8 protein-coding genes are annotated in these 17,139 nt (G+C 44.5%); 3 read left to right on the top strand and 5 right to left on the bottom strand.

Annotated features, from left to right (window positions below; genetic code table 11):
- The first annotated feature begins 23 nt into the window (after positions 1-23).
- The 3 genes from AQ505_RS08635 (at position 24) to AQ505_RS08645 (ending at position 2,168) form a co-directional block, all read left to right on the top strand.
- Entirely contained in the window at positions 24-413 is a 390-nt protein-coding gene (locus tag AQ505_RS08635; protein WP_231635050.1) for a putative quinol monooxygenase, read from the top strand.
- Positions 414-455: 42 nt separating this feature from the next.
- Complete coding sequence (locus tag AQ505_RS08640) at positions 456-1,475, top strand: LLM class flavin-dependent oxidoreductase (protein WP_062547805.1); 1,020 nt, start codon at positions 456-458, stop codon at positions 1,473-1,475.
- 84 nt (positions 1,476-1,559) lie between these two features.
- A complete protein-coding gene (locus tag AQ505_RS08645) occupies positions 1,560-2,168 on the top strand; it encodes a hypothetical protein (RefSeq protein WP_062547806.1) in 609 nt (202 codons plus the stop codon).
- A gap of 82 nt (positions 2,169-2,250) precedes the next feature.
- Here the strand turns inward: AQ505_RS08645 and AQ505_RS08650 are convergent, their stop codons facing one another.
- The 5 genes from AQ505_RS08650 to AQ505_RS08670 are packed head-to-tail and all read right to left on the bottom strand — an operon-like array spanning position 2,251 to position 17,135.
- Complete coding sequence (locus AQ505_RS08650) at positions 2,251-4,794, bottom strand: YncE family protein (protein ID WP_062547807.1); 2,544 nt, start codon at positions 4,792-4,794, stop codon at positions 2,251-2,253.
- Positions 4,795-4,804: 10 nt separating this feature from the next.
- A complete protein-coding gene (locus tag AQ505_RS26630; protein ID WP_062547808.1) occupies positions 4,805-9,799 on the bottom strand; it encodes a hypothetical protein in 4,995 nt (1,664 codons plus the stop codon).
- A gap of 5 nt (positions 9,800-9,804) precedes the next feature.
- Positions 9,805-10,779: a hypothetical protein gene (locus AQ505_RS08660; protein WP_062547809.1), complete on the bottom strand. Its 975-nt coding sequence runs from the start codon at positions 10,777-10,779 to the stop codon at positions 9,805-9,807.
- 3 nt (positions 10,780-10,782) lie between these two features.
- Positions 10,783-12,462: a hypothetical protein gene (locus AQ505_RS08665; protein ID WP_062547810.1), complete on the bottom strand. Its 1,680-nt coding sequence runs from the start codon at positions 12,460-12,462 to the stop codon at positions 10,783-10,785.
- 20 nt (positions 12,463-12,482) lie between these two features.
- Entirely contained in the window at positions 12,483-17,135 is a 4,653-nt protein-coding gene (locus tag AQ505_RS08670) for a DUF6603 domain-containing protein (RefSeq protein ID WP_062547811.1), read from the bottom strand.
- Between the last annotated feature and the right edge of the window lie 4 nt (positions 17,136-17,139).

Raw genomic sequence — 17,139 nt, forward strand, 5'->3', positions numbered from 1 at the left:
AGTGTTTACTGTGCTGTATTTTTATGTTCAATACAACTCCTGGCAATGCACAAGAGCCAGCCTTTAATAAAACTGTTAAAGATTCAGATATGCTGGTGCGTATTTCAGAGATCGAAATCATTCCTGACTATTTGGAAGCCTACAATGCCATATTGAAGGAGGAAGCCTCGGCTTCTGTCAAAATTGAATCAGGTGTGATCGCTATCTTTCCAATGTCTATTAAAGAACAGCCGAACCAGATCCGGATTGTTGAAATCTATGCCAATAAGCAAGCCTATCTGGCACATCTGGAAACACCGCATTTTAAGCATTACAAAACAGCAACATTAAAAATGGTGAAATCGCTGAAGCTAATGGATATGGATGCCCTGGATCACAAAACTATGAGATCGATATTCAGTAAAATGAAGTAGTATTTTTAAACGATGTGAGGACATCACTATAAGTAAAACATAATGGAAATTGGAATAGATAGCTTCGCTTCTGCGATGTACGGAAGCAACAGCCTGAGCAGCGTGGATGCAATGGAACAGTTATTAGACAGGATCGCTTTTGCTGACGAGGTAGGACTGGATGTTTTTGGCATTGGCGAACATCATAAGAAGGAATATCTGGATTCGGCTACTGCCGTGATCCTGGGAGCAGCAGCTACCCGCACTAAACGGATTCGGTTAACCAGTGCAGTTACAGTGTTGAGTGCAGCTGATCCAGTAAGAACCTATCAGAGTTTTGCAACGCTTGATTTGATCTCAAAAGGCCGCGCAGAATTGGTAGTTGGTCGTGGATCTTCTGTAGAAGCTTACCCCTTATTTGGTTTTAGCCTGAACGATTATGATGCGCTGTTTAGGGAAAAGTTGGATTTACTGCTTAAAATACGTGATGAAGAGTTTGTAAGCTGGTCGGGCAAATTCAGAGCACCCCTCGATCATCAACCGGTTTACCCAAGGTCCTTACAGGAAAAGTTACCAGTCTGGCTTGGTGTAGGTGGTACCCCAGAATCCTTTGTAAGGGCAGGCACTTTAGGCTTACCACTAATGGCTGCGGTAATCGGAGGAGAAACACACCGCTTTAGGCCATTGATAGACCTTTACCGTGAAGCAGGCCGCAAGGCTGGATTTACGCCTGATCAGCTAAAGGTAGGGTTGCATTCACCAGGATATGTAGCATCAACCAATGAACAGGCAGTGGCCGATTATTATCCCGGTTACGCCGAACTCTGGACAAAACTAGGTAGAGAACGAGGCTGGCCACCGGTCACCAAATCGCAGTTCGATACTTTGATCGCTCCAAAAGGCGTGCTTGTCGTTGGCGGACCTGAGCAAGTAGCAGAAAAGCTTTTACGCCATAGCGAAGCATTAGGTAGTGTTGATCGCTTTACTTTTCAGATGGACAATGCCGGACTGACTCATGCGGAATTAATGAGCTCAATTGAATTAATAGGGACTAAAGTGATGCCACTACTCCAAAACTCCTAAAGTTTATTCCACCAAAAATACGTAGGTGTAAAAATTCCCTGGCAGATCATTTTGATGCCAAGCTTAACTTATTAAATTAACTATATGAAATATTTCTTTTTAATCTTGCTGGGCATGACTGTCCTCTCCTGTAAATCACAAACAAAAACAGATCTTTTGGCCTTAAAATTCGATGAAAGTATATCAGGCATTGTCCAGGCAGATCCCCAATTGAAAAAGGATCAGGATCCTAATCTTGGATTGAACGCGTTTAGGACAAATCAACCAGGTAATTATAATATTGGTGACATTAAACTGAGTACCTATTCTTTTCCTACTGGATACCCTGCAGATTATAACCAGCTGTATTTGTTTGTTGAGGATAAGGATAAGGCCAACTATTTAGGTTTTAAATACAACACTGTTCATCAGGAAGAAACAAAGGCCATCATCAGCTATTTAAAGAAAACTTATCCAAAGTACGAAGAGAGAGCTACGCAGGGAAATGGCGAGTCGTTTTTCTGGGATTTACCTACGCTGAATGCATGGGTTTTCATTGATCAGGGAATTTCAAAAGACAAGAATGCAAAGCAATTTCTGAGCACCAATTTTATCTATGTAAAAAGAGGTACACGGATGGAGAATAGCAAGGATAGTAAAGTGATCACCATTAAAGAATATGATAAAATGATGTATCCGGATGTTTTGAAATAATCAACCACATTTGGTGAGTGCCTTTAAGAATCTAAGACGACTCACCGAATGATGTTATATAATTTACCTGATATTACCGATTTTAAATCGGTCTGTTTGAACTGGCTTCAAGATATGGAATAAATGCGCGCACCGCTCCACTCGATACTTCAGATGTGGAAGAATCTAATGTGAGGGCATAAATTCTGGCACCATTGGGTGCCATTTTCATGTTCACCACAAATGTTTTTGAGGTATCGCTCAAAGGAGTTGCAATCGGAGACCAGGAAACTTCCTTAAGGCTTGAAGCATAATATACACTTACGAGTGTTTCGTCATTATTTTCGGCCTCCTTATTAAAGTTCAGTCCAAATATAAAAATATACTTTTCATCACCTGAATAAAGCAGGTTGGTGGTTGGGGTAGGTGCCGAATTTGGATATCCGTTAAAAATCTGAATCCTGCGACTCAGTTTCATGCTAGGTATATCCACCTGACAAAGGATAAATACAGTAGCATAATTGTTAGCCACATCGTAGCCCTGTGCAATCGTGGTCACTGTATTCCCATCCTGGGAAACCAGCAATGGCCCTGCAGTATATTTAACCCCTTTAGGATCAGAACGCAGTGATATTGGGCTGCCTGCAATCGGGGCAAGTGTTTTACTATTTAAAATTCCCAGTCCTCCTGATGTGGTATCCCCATCAATAATAGGGCAGAACAGATTGTTCCCTTTAGATGATAACCCGATTGGTCCTAAGCCTTTTATATTGGCTGGATTTCCAGTAGTTGGCTTGGGTTTTATAGTGCCAGTATCTATCGCCTCAATAAATGTGGGAACAGAAGTATATGGAGCCGATAGGAAAAGGGTGCTGCTGTCCTCACTGATGCACATCTCATAAAGGTTGGGAAGACTGTTCGTATTTGTAATTAATGGCGAACCTGGTATTAGACTTGGTGGATTAGAAGTTGAAAAACCATAAACCTTACCTTCATCACCAGTGAGACTGAGAGCGGCAACCATGATTTTTGTATTGTCGGCAGATACGGCTACATTTTTAGGCTGTTCATCGTTAGGCAGTAAAATTGGATTTGGGCTAGCCACTAGTGTTTGACCGTCAAGAATAGAAATTACGATCGAACCTATGGCATCTCTGACCCTGCCAGCAACATACACTTTGTCTGCCGAAGGAGAAATATCAATAGCGGTAGGCATCTGGAACGACTGTGAAATTGGAAACACCTTAGCATCGTCAGCTTTCCATTTTACATGGATGGTCCGACTGATTTTAGAGACGCCCTGCTTGTCATATGCTGTAATTGTATAAGCGGAGCTTAGCGGGTTGGCATTGTTGATTGCTTTGGTATAGTCCTTTCCGGATGCTTTTGAGCCTTGCTGCGTGGCGTCACCTTTTATAAAACAATGGTCAGCATTCTTGGTCTCCCAGGTTAGTGTCAGCACAGTTCCAGAACTTGGGGTATATTGAATATTGCCACCGAAAGAAAGAATCTGAACCGAGTCTTCTTTGAAAAGAGGTTTCGGCCATACATTGTCATTAAAGCCCGGGAACTGCAGTGACTCAAGAATGATCTGGGTCTCAGGACTGTTGCTCGAAACTGGCAGATTACTGTAGATATGGCTGAAATAGAGATCGAGAAATGGGCCCGGACCGTATGTACCAGTAAACAAATACTTATTTGCTGGTGTCGGTTGTATCAGCCAATAGGGCGATGAGGAACCCAAGGTCGGTGCTGTGATCTTCCACCAGTCGTTTGTGGTCACATTCGGATTTTTGCTATCGAGCGAGAGCAGGATATTCCAGGCTGAGGTATAGGTGTTGTAATTGGGCTCTCCAACTTTGAAATCATTTGTCAGGTCAGCATACGCTGGATCTGGGCTGTTCCCGTTAAAATAAGGGAAACGAAGCTTGAACGTTGGCGGGTGATTCGGATCCCAGGAGGGAACGAGTTGCCCCATATTTCCTTGACTTTCATTGGTTTCAGGGTTCTGAAAGAAAAAATTCAGGTGAATGGTATTCTCCGCAGCATTGTCTGAGGTGACTGGCACATTGGTTGCAGTTGCGACAATAGGATTGGTATCATTGCTATCATTCACCATAATTCTATACCCAAGTGATTGATTTGGGCCGATGAGCGTTTTTTTATTATTCCCGGAAGCCAATATAGACAGCTGATTGGCAGCATCCATGCGGATGTCATCCTCAAAGTCATGATAAAGTTTTAGCGTTGCGGTTCCTGTGGCGATAGGTTTTATCGCTGCAAGTGCAATCGTTAATGTCCCTTTATCAGGAAACGCGACTGTGCTGGCTGCATCAGCTAACTTAAGCCGTAGTACATAGTATTTCTTCTGATCAGCGGGGTTCGGATCATCTTCTGGGGTGTAGATACCATTGGTTGCCCAAGGGGATTTTACCGTAATACCTTTTACACTGCTTTCATCAAGTACCTCTTTAGAAAATTTGACTAGCAGCTCCCTTTCCTGTGCATCAAATTGAAGGTCAAACCCTGAATTATTAGTGATTTCCAGATTGAGTTTGTTACCATCATTAAGCCCTATGTAAATCAGGTCATTAGGGTTTTTGTCAATGTCTGGATTGTGTAACTTGAGCGTAAATTGCTGTGCCATAAGGTGTTTTTTAAGGTTGTTTTTTAAGTTTCAGCCAGCCGTCAATAAGTTGCTGCGGTGTGCCTGGAAATGTTGCACTCGTACTTTGCTGGTCTGTTCTTAATGGACCCTGGTCATTCATCCCAATTTGCTGCCAGTACCATTGAAAGCCAGCTTCAGCAGGAATAGGTATTTGAGGTGGACTGGAGGCCGTTAATATCGGAGCAGCCAGAAAACTTACGTCTAGTTTGCCGGCGGTTTGCGCGAACTGATCGGGAGGAATAGACAAAGCGCCTACAGGTACGATCCCAGTGGTCGCATGGACTGCCGCACGTGGATCCATGATCATAGTCAGTTTTATTGATGCACCATTAGGTGTCAGTGTAACCGGGGCGTCTTTCTTACCAGCCGTAGAAATTACACCATGATCATCAGTCGTATCTACCGGCGTATACATACTGGAGTAATTGTCCGCAATGAAATAGCCCGCCAGTCCATCGTCAAAATAAGGCATTGGCGTACCTGCTACATCGATCTCTGTGGTGCCTATTTTTACAGGGATGGTCATCTTGCTGATGTCTCCCTGGTTCAGATTGTCTAGATTATAGGGAATAAAAGCAGCACTGCTGAGGTTAAATTTCGATCCCGGCTGATTCCATATCGGATAGGTATTGAGGTCCAGGCCAATATAAGGATCGCCTTTTTGTTCAACTGAGATCAGCGTCTGAGTAATCACCAAGGGCCGTCCAACAAGCAGGGCAAGGTCAGCATTTTCCTGCATCTCAGGCGTAATGATGAATTGCTGTGCTTTACTGATGACAGAGAGTACTTTTACCAGCCTGGACAGGGAAGCGGCTGTGTCATCCAAATAAAGGAACTGTGCTATGAAATCAGTAAAAACAACATTTGGTTTCTTTAATTTGAAGTAGGCGAGCATCTGATCCCGGTTGTTTTCGCCAGGAATAGTGGTTTCCCCAGGTACAGGAAACCAATGCAGCAGACTGCCCCGTTTCCCCAGGGATCCAAGAGGAATACCCTCTGCATCATATAATACCAATGTCCCATCCAGCTGGTTGGGAAAGATCCATCCACAAATAGGAGAAGCTGCCGGATGATGATTCAACTCTGTGAAACTGCCGATTCCAGTAGAGGAAGCAGCTGATAACCAGTCGAAATTCAACCTTGAAGGCTGCATCAGCCTCGGTGCAAGATAAATTTCATGATCCTTTGGGGCAGGTTGCTTTGCCTTCATACTCTCTGCAGTAATGATCTTTTCCGGTATTTCGATTGGGATAAAACGCCCAAAAATGTCAACAATTACAATGCTCTTTAACTGCATAAAGCCTGCCCGCATAGGCGAAAAGAATACCTTATCCTGCGCGTTAGAGAAAGCATCAAAATTAATACCTTCAGCATTCCAGTTCATCGACCAGTTTTCCGATTGCTCATGAAGGAAAGTGGAAGGCCATAAACTGCTCATATCAATGCCGCTTCCAGAAATTGAAGTCCAGGACTCGGGAATGGTGATCGGAATTTGTAATTCCTGCGCACGCTGTACCATACTTTCATTAAACCCGCTTAAGCCCTGACTCAATACCATGCGTGTCTTATAATCCATATAAGACTTATAAAATTTCAATGCTTCTTCATACCTGGGCAGCGTTTCTGGCGGTGGTCCCAGTGAAGGATCATAGTTCAGGTAAGTCGTACAGTAAATCTTAATCTGATCACATAGATTTGAAGTCGTGGAGGAAGAAAGCGAAATAAGCCCATGTGTGTTGAAAAAGTTTGGCTGCTGCAGGTTGCGCGCAAAAGATGGCATTGCAGTCTCGGTGGGCTCTAAATCTACACCATATTGCCCTAGTTCAAATAGTGATAGATAATCTTTTGGATAAGTTTCTGATGCGTTTTTATAAGTTTGAGCATACTGATAGTCTGTTTCCCACCAGATGAAGAGTGGTAAAAATGCATCGTTACCATTGCGCCAGTTGTAGCCGATATAGTAAGGAAGCTTACCTGACAAGCCTGTAGGTGCATTATTTAGTACAATATTGTGGATGTTATTGTATTGCGATGATTTATTTTCTGCTGCGGCAGCTGCCAATGCAGTTGCGGGAATAACCGCTGCAAACTCAGGACTAAGCAGTAAGCCTTCAATGGCAAGATTCTGCAAGCTGCTGCTCAGGTTTGGAATTCCAGTTAAAAGATGCGCAGCGAGTCCGCTGATGGCCTGAGGTATTGCAGGAAGCTTGGGGGCAGTGATGACCTCCCCATTTGTCCTGCAGGGCAGCAGAGCAGATTTACCATTTCTATCTACCGGCTTGAGTAAATCGTTTCCAATTTCCTGTTCAGCAAATAATACGACCGGATCGTTAGGGCTGTAGAATGGATCTGTAGGTGCGGTATCCAGCTGACAATCATTATTGATTTCCTGAAATAAGAACTGATTCCATTGTGCAACTTGCTGCGACCAAGGTAAACGCGCTCCAACGGATTGTCTGGCGGTGTCAAGTCCAGTTTGCAGGGCCTGCCATTCCTGAGAACGCAGTGCCAGGCTTAAAGCAGGAATGGAGGTCGCTGTTGGTGATGTATCCAATAAAGCCGACAATTGCAGTAATGCATTTTTGATGCTATCAGCAGTTGGTACGGCAATTAAAGCCTGGATACCAGGTATAATTGGACTTGCCATTTCCGCCAGTTTACGCTTAAAATTATTGAGCTCTACTGAAGAAAGGGCTGCCGCACTTGCCTGTAAACCCCCATCAGCATTTATTGCCGAGCTCGCTGAATTTATCAGTTCCTGCTGAGCCATTTGCAAATAATAAGCACAGACACAAGTGGATACAAGTCCGGATTTTTGGTAGAAGTATGCAGTTCCAAGCTGTACTGCCGCTGCTTCAGTATCAAAGAGCAGCTTAGGTTTTCCATTCTGGCCTGCAAAGATGTCCATTTGCGGTTTTAAACCAGGAAACTGGCCTACAGCTTTGTCCCAGCTTCCAATACATTTGTTGGTAGCAGCATTGATGGTGCCGGTATAGGTTGTACCTGCAGGCACAGGCACACTTTGTGTGGATTTAAAAATGAGTGAAGTCGCAAAAACACCAGTCTTCTGGTCTAAATAGCTATCTAAAGTGGCTTTTGCCTGTTTTACCGCTTGCTGTTTTTGGGGTAAATCGGTTTGTAGATTTGTTATAGACTGGTTGATGGTCATGATGGCGGTCAACAGAGTATTCAATGCCGTAGACGCCTGACTTAGGTAATTATCCGCATCAGCGCCACCTTGCTGATAACGCTTCAATAACGAAATTGCAAGTGCAGCCTGCGTTTGTGCTAAAGGCAGCCCATTGTCCCCGATTTGATCAAGTCCTATACCTAACTTAAGTAGTTGCTGTAAAAAGTTGGCTGCCACCATATTGTTTTCAGTATTGAATGCATAAGTAGGCAAGTTGGCAATAGGCGCAAGTATTTTAAAGGCTTCAGGTATGGGCTGATAAGGTGAAACTGGATGCTGTTCCATGTAAGATCCCGCTTTTAATAACATGGGATATAGGTGCATCATGCCATCCGCCAGAAATGGACCGGAAAGATCGCTGCTCAAATCATCCTTGCCATTGACCACATGGTCATTGATGCTTTTTATATAATAGCTCCAGTCAAAAAATAGCTGTTTCTTTTTAGAGTCGATATTGCTCCAGGTGGCATCAAGGCTTTTTTGAGCCTGGTTCAGTTCACTTAGGATTTTGGCAAGATATAAAGGGAGTGTTCTCTCGTTATCAGCGCCCTCCCTGGGCTTTTGGTTGGGGTCCATCTTTAGTCGGACAGACCATACACGGCCGCCATCATAAGCGGCAAAGCTGGTCCCATGTAAAAATTCCGCCAATTGTCCTACACCAACTTCTCCGGAAGATAGTTTTTGCAATTGATTGAATTGTAGTGCGTTTAATAGCATTTCTGCGTTGGCGCTCACATCGGTTTCAGTGCTGCTGAGTTGATTGGTTTCAATGGCATTGATGTATGCCGAAAGTGCCTCCGCAGTGTTATTTCCCACACTCACATCTATGCCGCCATTAGCGGGAAGGGAGTCTGGATAATATGGATTGCCCGGCGAGTCTATTTTCCAGGTCAGAGCGGCAATTATACCGCTCATTATGGCTTGCGTCTGACCGGTATTTTCCGGTGTGAGTACGCTATAATCCATTAAATTCCATTCCAGGGCATTTTCGATGGCTTCCTGAATGAACGTGCTGAAATCAGGTTTCGGGAGAGGCAGTTTGTCGTATTTTTCCAGCGCAATGTTTAGTACTTTGTTGCATTCATCCAGATTGCTGGAGTTCAGCCAGCCCATGGCCGAATAAGAGGCAGAGAAATCGCAGTTGTTTTCCAGCTGATTGGCATTCGGATAATGATCTTTCAGATCGTCATATAGCCCAAATATATTTCCGCTGTTCCGGTAATAAGCTGTAAATGTTTCCCCATATCCAAAAGGCGCCTGAAAAGAAGTGCCAAGGAAATTAGTTTTACTCGCGGTTGGTTCAGTCCAGGTAGATTTCAGGTCGATTTTATTTCCAACATAATTGAATTGTAATCCCTGGATATCTGTCCGGTCATTCATCCATGGTATGGTATATTTACTGTTGCCTACCAAGGCTTGATCTTTGCTGTGAGCATCACTTTCGAGGACCCAGATCCTAATACTGGTATTGTTTTCCGGAGGCATTTTGTTGTCCTTCAGGTAGCGAATCACCAGCCATCGATTGGGCATGACCGGAAAATTTACCGCACCGCTTTCCTGATTCTGAACGCCATGTGTATAGGCTTTGGGCAAGGACCAATGGAGGTGGATTCCTGGTTCGATATTCATTGCGGTCTGCGCTTCAGCAAACTGATTTGCTGCGATAAGGCCGCCAGCTGCCGATATTGGGCTGGTGCCTAACAAACTGAAATCATACAGTGCTGTTTTTGCCTGTTCATCGGTGGAAGGGGATACCCTCAGACCTTCTATATTTATGGGAACAATGATATTCATACGATTCAGAGCGTTGAAGGCGATTTTTTATTAATGAAGCTAACGAGTCCTACACCTTTGACCATTTCCAGTGCGAAATCGGAAGAAACCAGGTGGTCTTTATAGTTCTCATTCAATGGTTTGGCCTGGTAATATCCTGGTGCAGCATTTTTTCCTTTTGAGGCCAGCATGGCACCAAGCTGTTTGCTGAGCTGGTTCATGTCTAAAACGCGCTCCTCTGCATTGGCAAAAGGATTGCTGATCGACTGATTCTGGTAGGTGTTCGTATCGTATTTTGTATCCGGATCGTCCCAGTTTATTGTGGGAATTCGAAGTGTCTTGGTCAAATTTGGACTGACTTGATCAAAGCCAAAATGGATGGCTTCTGGCGGTTCATGCAGTACAAGTTCGTACAAGGGCCCTTGGAATATACCTAGCAATACTGTTTCTGAGAGGCGTTCCAGACGTAATATTTTCAGACTTTGCACCTTGGCTGGGTCTTTAATGATACCTTGTTCATAGTCAAATGGCGATTTTCCCTGTTCATAACCCATTACGTCCATGTTTTTCCATCCTGAAACTACAGCGGAATGTAATAGAAAACCGCTCAGTACTTCATTGATAGGTACGGCTGTGATGCTGGCGCTGACTTCTATACTCAGCTGTAAACTTCTAACCGTATGGAGTCTGGCGCTCACCGTAGCCTGGAGTAAAGGCTGGAGCTGCTGATCGAGGTGTACTGTAGGCGGTGGATTATCTTCTCCGTTGAAATGCCTGCCTATACTCATCGCGCCATCTGTCAATGAATTGATCCAGTCTTGATCAACATGAAAAAAACGCAATGTTTCCATCGGTAAAAACTGTTCGTCAGGAACCAGGTAATTAAAAGGGATTCCATAAAGTAGTTTCAATTTAGTGAGCCAGTCTACCAGATCTTCCGGTAAAGCTGATGCAGCAACTTCAGTTGCCGCATTCTTCAGGTGTAAACTTGTGAATGCCATGTGCTAATCTTTGTTTGTCAGCAGGTTGAGGATACTTTTGTAAATCGGTTTCCCGATGTCGACACTGTGTTTTTCAGCGGTTATTCTATCTGACCATTCTAAAATGCTGGAATGTCCCTCGCTGAGGAGTTGGTTTTCCAGATTAAGGCGGAACTTTTGTGCATTGCCTTTCTGCCATTTGAAATAGGGTACTGAAAAGGTTTTATTTTGAAGTGCAACCAATTGTCCGAGTTGCCAGGCTGCTGCATAAGAAGTGTCATATAAGCCAATCTTAGGATCAAAGCGAAGGAGCTTATCGGGAGTATAAACGGGTGTTGATGCGATATTGGCTGCTTTTAATGCAAATGGGATGATGGATTGCTGTGGAAAGGGGGCAAATGGACCACGATACCAGGAAACCGTCTGTATATTTGGTAAATCGCCAGTCGCAGGAACTCTGGTCAGGTGGTTCAAAGGACTATAGCCTAAGGCAATCATGTCCTGTACCACCAATTGTTCTTTTGTTGGCGTTTTATACTGCGGAGGATTAGGTAGTCGGAAAAGCGGATTTTTCAGTGGTACCGCGCTGTTATCCGAATCCGGATCACGATCATTCAGGCCTTTTAGCAGCTGTTCAAACTGGAAGCTTTTGCTCGCCCAGGAGGTGAAACTCCACTGACTGAGGACTATCAAACGTACAAAACCGCCGTTAGCAGTAATCACAGGATATTGGTTTTGCGGCGCTTTGTTATTGCGCAGCGCCAGTTCCATACATTCCAATGAAATCAGGAAGGCCACATTATTGCCTTCGGCAGTTGCTGACTGCTCAGCTGGACTGCCTGTATAAGTTTCAGGAAGACGGTTGCCCAGTACAAGGCCATATTGTTCGGTCAGCTTTACCGTTTCATCTTGTTGCAGGGGTTTTGCATCCATCTCCACCGCACGTACATGGGCCATCATTTTAAGGTCATCCATACTTGGTGCCAGCTTATTGAAAAGGCTGGCGGGAACATCAATATAAGTACAGCTATCTTCAGCCGCGTTGCCATATTCCGGACTTACAGGAATCGCTGGGACCGGTGGCTGAAGTAAATAAGAAAAAATAGAATAGGTATTGGACGGTAATGTTCCGGAAACAAGTCCACCATTTTTATCCTTAATTTTAAGTATGGAAGGAACAAGATCGAGTACTGTTCCCCGCTTCATTAATGAGGAGGGGTTGCTGCCATTCAAATCTGCCGGACTTAACGTCAGCACCATCATCCAGGTAGGCTGGTCATCGTCATAATGGATCGTTTTTCCATCCACTTTATATTCATGTTCAGCTGGACTGACTATGTTTTTTGGTAAATATGGAGAGCGTAACCATGGCAGTTTTTCCTGATTCAGTACCACATGTGCAAGGGCATTCGAAAATCCTCCAAGACTTGATGCAGGTGGATAAACGGACTGGATCACATTATTATTCAAGGTATACTTTGGTCCCTTTACTCCAAATTGTCTGGTGATGGAGGAAAGCTGCGCCGGATCAGTACCATTTTCAACAGTGGTGATCAGTTTACCATTTTTGTCCCTCAGTTCTTGCTGCACTTTTATCTGGTAAGCCCCGGCCTGCAAACCAGGAAGGCTATGCTGGATAAATGAAGCCTTTTTGTTGAACATTTCAACATCGCCTGCTGTATCAGTAGAAACTTTAATCATCATTTTGCGTTCATTTAAATGGGTTAATAGCTGGTTTCAGCATTCATGTATATCAGTAGTGGATCGTCCTGGTAGTCCTGGGTACTCAGTTTTTCGGAATTGATCAGTTCAATCTGGTCAAAGCCTGCCAGGGTCAGCAGATCCACAATTGCAGCTCGTGTACCCTGTGTAATTTCAAAACCAGTTCCATTTTGCATCTGCTGATAAATGACTTTTTCCTGTGCTGGACTGAAATCTGGTTTCTTTAAAACCGGGGCAGTATTTTGTTCCAGGAATAGGTTGTTGGAATCAAATACCAGGTAATAATATGGAATGAAGGTAGTCCGTTTTGGAAACCAGATCATCGGTAAAATAGACAACTCTACCAAGGCGTTCGGTATCACAGTTGCTGGTGTAGCCACGGAATTCGCTTTGATAGGCTCATTTCCCCACAAAGAAGGCGGTACACCGGCAGTGTTTAAAACACTGATCAAATCAGTCACCGAATCACCAGGTTTTCCCTGATTGTCGAGGTGTTTGATGCTGACAATGTGGGTAGACTTAATATCAGTAAGGCCCATGCTTGGGATACCAAATTTCAGCTGGTCCCATGGAAGGTCTTTCTCCGGTGTGGCATACGCAAAAAACGGCTGTTTCATTTGCTCATCCAATGCGGTCTGCACAGCAGCTGTCAGCTGTTTTGGGTTGAGGTATTTGTAGTCCTGCGGCAGTTCAGTTCCATTGAAATTCAGATGGGTCACGGGCGCAGTAGATTGTGTACGAATATCAAAGTCATTGGCATCTACGATCCAGTTGAGACCGTCAATCTCATGGCCTGGCTCAAAAGATTGTGCAAGGCCTTTTTTCACCAGAATGTTAACCAGCGTAGTCTCCGGAGCCGCTGCGGCTAAAAGACTTCCGGCTTCCAGCTGCTGATGCGAACTGGAATCGCCTTTCACACTTGGCAGGAATTCCTTGAATCCAGTCCAGTCCAATAATGGAGCAGGTTTTGGATCTGCACCAAAATAAATGGTGAAGGTGATGATGTCCAGGTCTACCTTCGCTCTGCCTCCAAAAGATGGTCCCCATACATATAGGAATACGCCAACATGGATGGTGATTCTGGCTTTAACAAAGCCCAGGTCTATGGTAAATGAAGCCCCAATTTCTACACTGCCGGCGATCTCGTAATGGAAAGGTTTCCAGGCGAGGATAAAGTCCAGCGAAGCGCTGAACCATGCAGAAATTGGACCGAGATCCACGGTGGCCTTGATGTCCATCCCTGCCATCATCATTCCTGGAACCAGAGCAAAATAAGCTCTTCCCACCATGTTTACCGGGCCGATACCTGCGCGCATTTCTATTCTTGGAACAGAAGGGTAGTTGTCGGGCTTTGGGTAATGGGAATTGTAACCGCCAACAGTAAGCACAAAGTCTCCGTTGTGCGGTCCGGCAAACCAAACCTGGAAGGCAAAGCCGCCAGAAAGGTGTACCAGGCCGGAATAAATGAATGAGGAAGGGGTAATCACACCCATCACCACCAGCATATTTGAGGAGGTAGAATAAGCCACCTCGAAATTGATCTGTATAAATGCAATAGGTTCAGGTACCTTAACTGGAATTGTCATGCTGGCGCTGCCTACAACAGCAATCTGCAGATTAACGCCGAAGGCCACGGAAAGAATCGCAGATACCTTGATCATTTCAAAAGAACTGACATCCAGACCTGCTGCAAGCCAGTATTGACCTTCCTCTACCGGGAAATAACTGGCAAGGCTAACCAGTGCATTGGTCATTTCCTTTAGCTTGTCTTCCGGAGATTTGCCAGCCAGCGCCGTTCCCTCAGGAATGGCCGGACTGGAAGGTAAAAGCGGGTAAGTGGAGAGCTGATCAAAATCAGGCAGTTTGAAGTCTCGATTTACACCAAAGCCCCCGGAGATGCCATTGATAAAGAAAAACGGCGGACCGCCCATTGGCGCATTGATGTGTAAAAATATAAAGAGTGAAGGGCTGCTCAGCTGATTGGAATAACCACCATAAGCCTGCAGTCCGAAATTGCCAAACTGTACAATGAACTCACCAATCATGTTGACGGATGCGCCTGGAAGGTTCAGAAAGCCACCCGCAATATGAAAAGATGCGGTTTTATATTCCAGGAACATCCCAGCCAGATGGAAGTCGATTTCAGAGAGTGGGTTGAGGCCGCTTCCCGGTTTAGGTATTGGAAAGGTAACGCCAAGCTGATCCAGAACCATGGAAAGTCCGCCAACAGAGAAGGCTCCGGTTAAGTATAAGCCAACAATACCGATCGCTTTTTCCTGATTTTTACCAGGCTTCTCATAACTCAATCCTACTTTGATCAGGTTAACAGGGCCAAAGGTCTTATTGATATCGAGCCATGAAATCGGATCTTTTGGAAGACTTTGTGTTTTCTGAAATGGAGGTTGGTCGGGTACTTTTGAGCCAGTATTGACTGGCAGTGGCAATGCATTTGGTTTAGAATTTTCATTCTTATTTCCAAACATGGCCATTAATGAAAACTCAGGCTGAGCCAGGAAAGCAGTATCCGGACTAGGCGAAAGCGGGGTGGTGGTTCCTAAAGAGGCCACAGTAAAAATCAGCTTTTTGAGTTTTGCAGAGAAAACAGCATCCGTATAATAGAAGCCCAATTTCTTTATCGTCAGATCGGAAACACCTGGTATTTTTCCTACCAGAGGTAATTTTTCCAGGCCAATGTCGCCGCTCAATGCAACACCCAAAACATATACCGGGCTGCCATCTGCCGCAAGAGCACGTTTGGAAGCGCCCTCAGTTTCGAAGTAGGCATTGTTGGTATAGGATAGGTAGATGTCCCAGGCCAGATCTTCAACGGTGATTTTGAAAAGACCAGCAGTATCAATGCGTAAAGGATTATCCCCATCTTTAACGATCATAAGGGTCAATGCATCCATTTCTGCGTCGATATCCAAACCACCCGGGAAAGGAGCAGACATACCCATGGTGTCGGCCATGAGCTCAAGGAAATCAGAAAGTTTTGGTGGGTTCTTAGCTGCATATTTCAGCTCAACCGTATAAACACTGCCAGATTTGGCCGCTTTTTTCTGTTCAAGTCTGAATGAAAAATCCATATCAAACCGTCCGGTATATTTGGCGGTTCCTATAGCAGAGAAGCTGCTGCCAGCATCCTTAGAGTTTGCCAGTTGTAGGTTTAGGGTATAAGCGACATTGCCGATGCCAAACTGCGTATTCAGTTGGAATTTAGTCTGACTAGCGGTTTTGTTGAGGATAAGGGCAAAACTGGCAACGAAATTTTGGTCCATAGCATGGATTCCAACTTCACCCATACAGGCAAGCATAAACTGCTGTTCGCCGGGTTTGGCACTTGCCACGAAATTGGTGAAACTCACCTCTTTTAAAAAGTCGGGGATTACCGAATTTGGCGAGATTTCCAGTAGAATATCAGCCATGGTAATTCGTCCGGCGTAATCGGCATAGATCGAATCAATTTCCCATCCCTTTTTAGTGCCTGAAGCAGAAATCCTAAAGTTGAAATCTTCTTTAAAAATGTTGATCGGAACCTTACCCGATGCTTTAAAGCTGACCATCGTAAGGGCATTTTGGCTACCCGGCCTTATCCAGCTGGCCTCAAATGTAAAGCCGGTCAGCTTAAAAAGACCAAGGTCTATAGTGACACCGCTAGCCTGACCTATGGAAAAAGAAATGGAAGTAATTTTCCGCGGCTCTGAAAGTGACATCAGCGCCGAAAATCCCTTAAAAGCTATGGCATTTGTAAAAACACCAGCAATAGGATCCGGGACTAATGAAGAAAAATCTACAGCCGGAAGTACTGCAATTGACAATTCTGTGGTGGCAAGGTTAGCTAGTGTCGCGTTAAACCCAGGTTGTGGCCCACCTATAAAAGAGATGGAACCGCCGCCATCCAGGATGATCAGGTCGAACAGTAAATTTTTTGTTTCTGCCCTGATGCCAAAATTGATTCCCTGTTCATTGTTCTTGTCGGGAACGGTAACTTCCAGGAGAAGCTTTAAGGCATTCAGCTCTAAACCAGGTACAATAGTGAATTTTGGTATCCCTAAATCAGCGTTTAGCTTCATGACAGGGTATGGATTCTTTGGATCTTTGGACAGTAAGCCCGAGATATTCAATAACCGGGCTGGGAATTGGCTGCCCAGCAATGAAGCAATAAGCTCAAAGCCTTTTAGGGTAACCAGTCCGTTGAGGTTCAGTCCAATCGATAGTTGAATTGCAGTTTTTTTTCCTGGAAGCACCCAGTCTGCTTTCTTAATCGTACTATAAGTAAATGAAGTCTCTGATAGCGCTAATAAATTAAATGGAAACAGCGTAAGCGTGGGGAAGCTGTCGTTAATTTTCCAGCCTGAAGGCATAGGGATATAGAAAATCAGATTGGTATCCGCGCCGCCAATAATGCTGAGCTGAATATTACCCAATCCCTTTTGAGCAAATATGTCTACGGTCCCCGTGCTGATGGTGACTGAATCTCCTACTGAATCCGGCACGGTATTAACGCCGTTAATAACAATGAAGTCTTTAGGGCCCAGGCCAAAAGAACTGCGGATGGCATTGAGTTGAACGGAACTCAGTAAGGTTTCATCAAGCGCTATCTTCGCGTTTTTTACCTGTGCCCGTAGGTTGGTGATAATAGCTGAAATATCCATTTAA

The organism is Pedobacter sp. PACM 27299 (genome assembly GCF_001412655.1).
Lineage (GTDB): Bacteria > Bacteroidota > Bacteroidia > Sphingobacteriales > Sphingobacteriaceae > Pedobacter.

What these genes read in the sequence shown, in the direction of transcription:
- AQ505_RS08635 (WP_231635050.1), top strand. Translation starts at nt 24, where the DNA reads ATGTTCAATACAACTCCTGGCAATGCACAAGAGCCAGCCTTTAATAAA.
- AQ505_RS08640 (WP_062547805.1), top strand. Translation starts at nt 456, where the DNA reads ATGGAAATTGGAATAGATAGCTTCGCTTCTGCGATGTACGGAAGCAAC.
- AQ505_RS08645 (WP_062547806.1), top strand. Translation starts at nt 1,560, where the DNA reads ATGAAATATTTCTTTTTAATCTTGCTGGGCATGACTGTCCTCTCCTGT.
- AQ505_RS08650 (WP_062547807.1), bottom strand. Translation starts at nt 4,794, where the DNA reads ATGGCACAGCAATTTACGCTCAAGTTACACAATCCAGACATTGACAAA.
- AQ505_RS26630 (WP_062547808.1), bottom strand. Translation starts at nt 9,799, where the DNA reads ATGAATATCATTGTTCCCATAAATATAGAAGGTCTGAGGGTATCCCCT.
- AQ505_RS08660 (WP_062547809.1), bottom strand. Translation starts at nt 10,779, where the DNA reads ATGGCATTCACAAGTTTACACCTGAAGAATGCGGCAACTGAAGTTGCT.
- AQ505_RS08665 (WP_062547810.1), bottom strand. Translation starts at nt 12,462, where the DNA reads ATGATGATTAAAGTTTCTACTGATACAGCAGGCGATGTTGAAATGTTC.
- AQ505_RS08670 (WP_062547811.1), bottom strand. Translation starts at nt 17,135, where the DNA reads ATGGATATTTCAGCTATTATCACCAACCTACGGGCACAGGTAAAAAAC.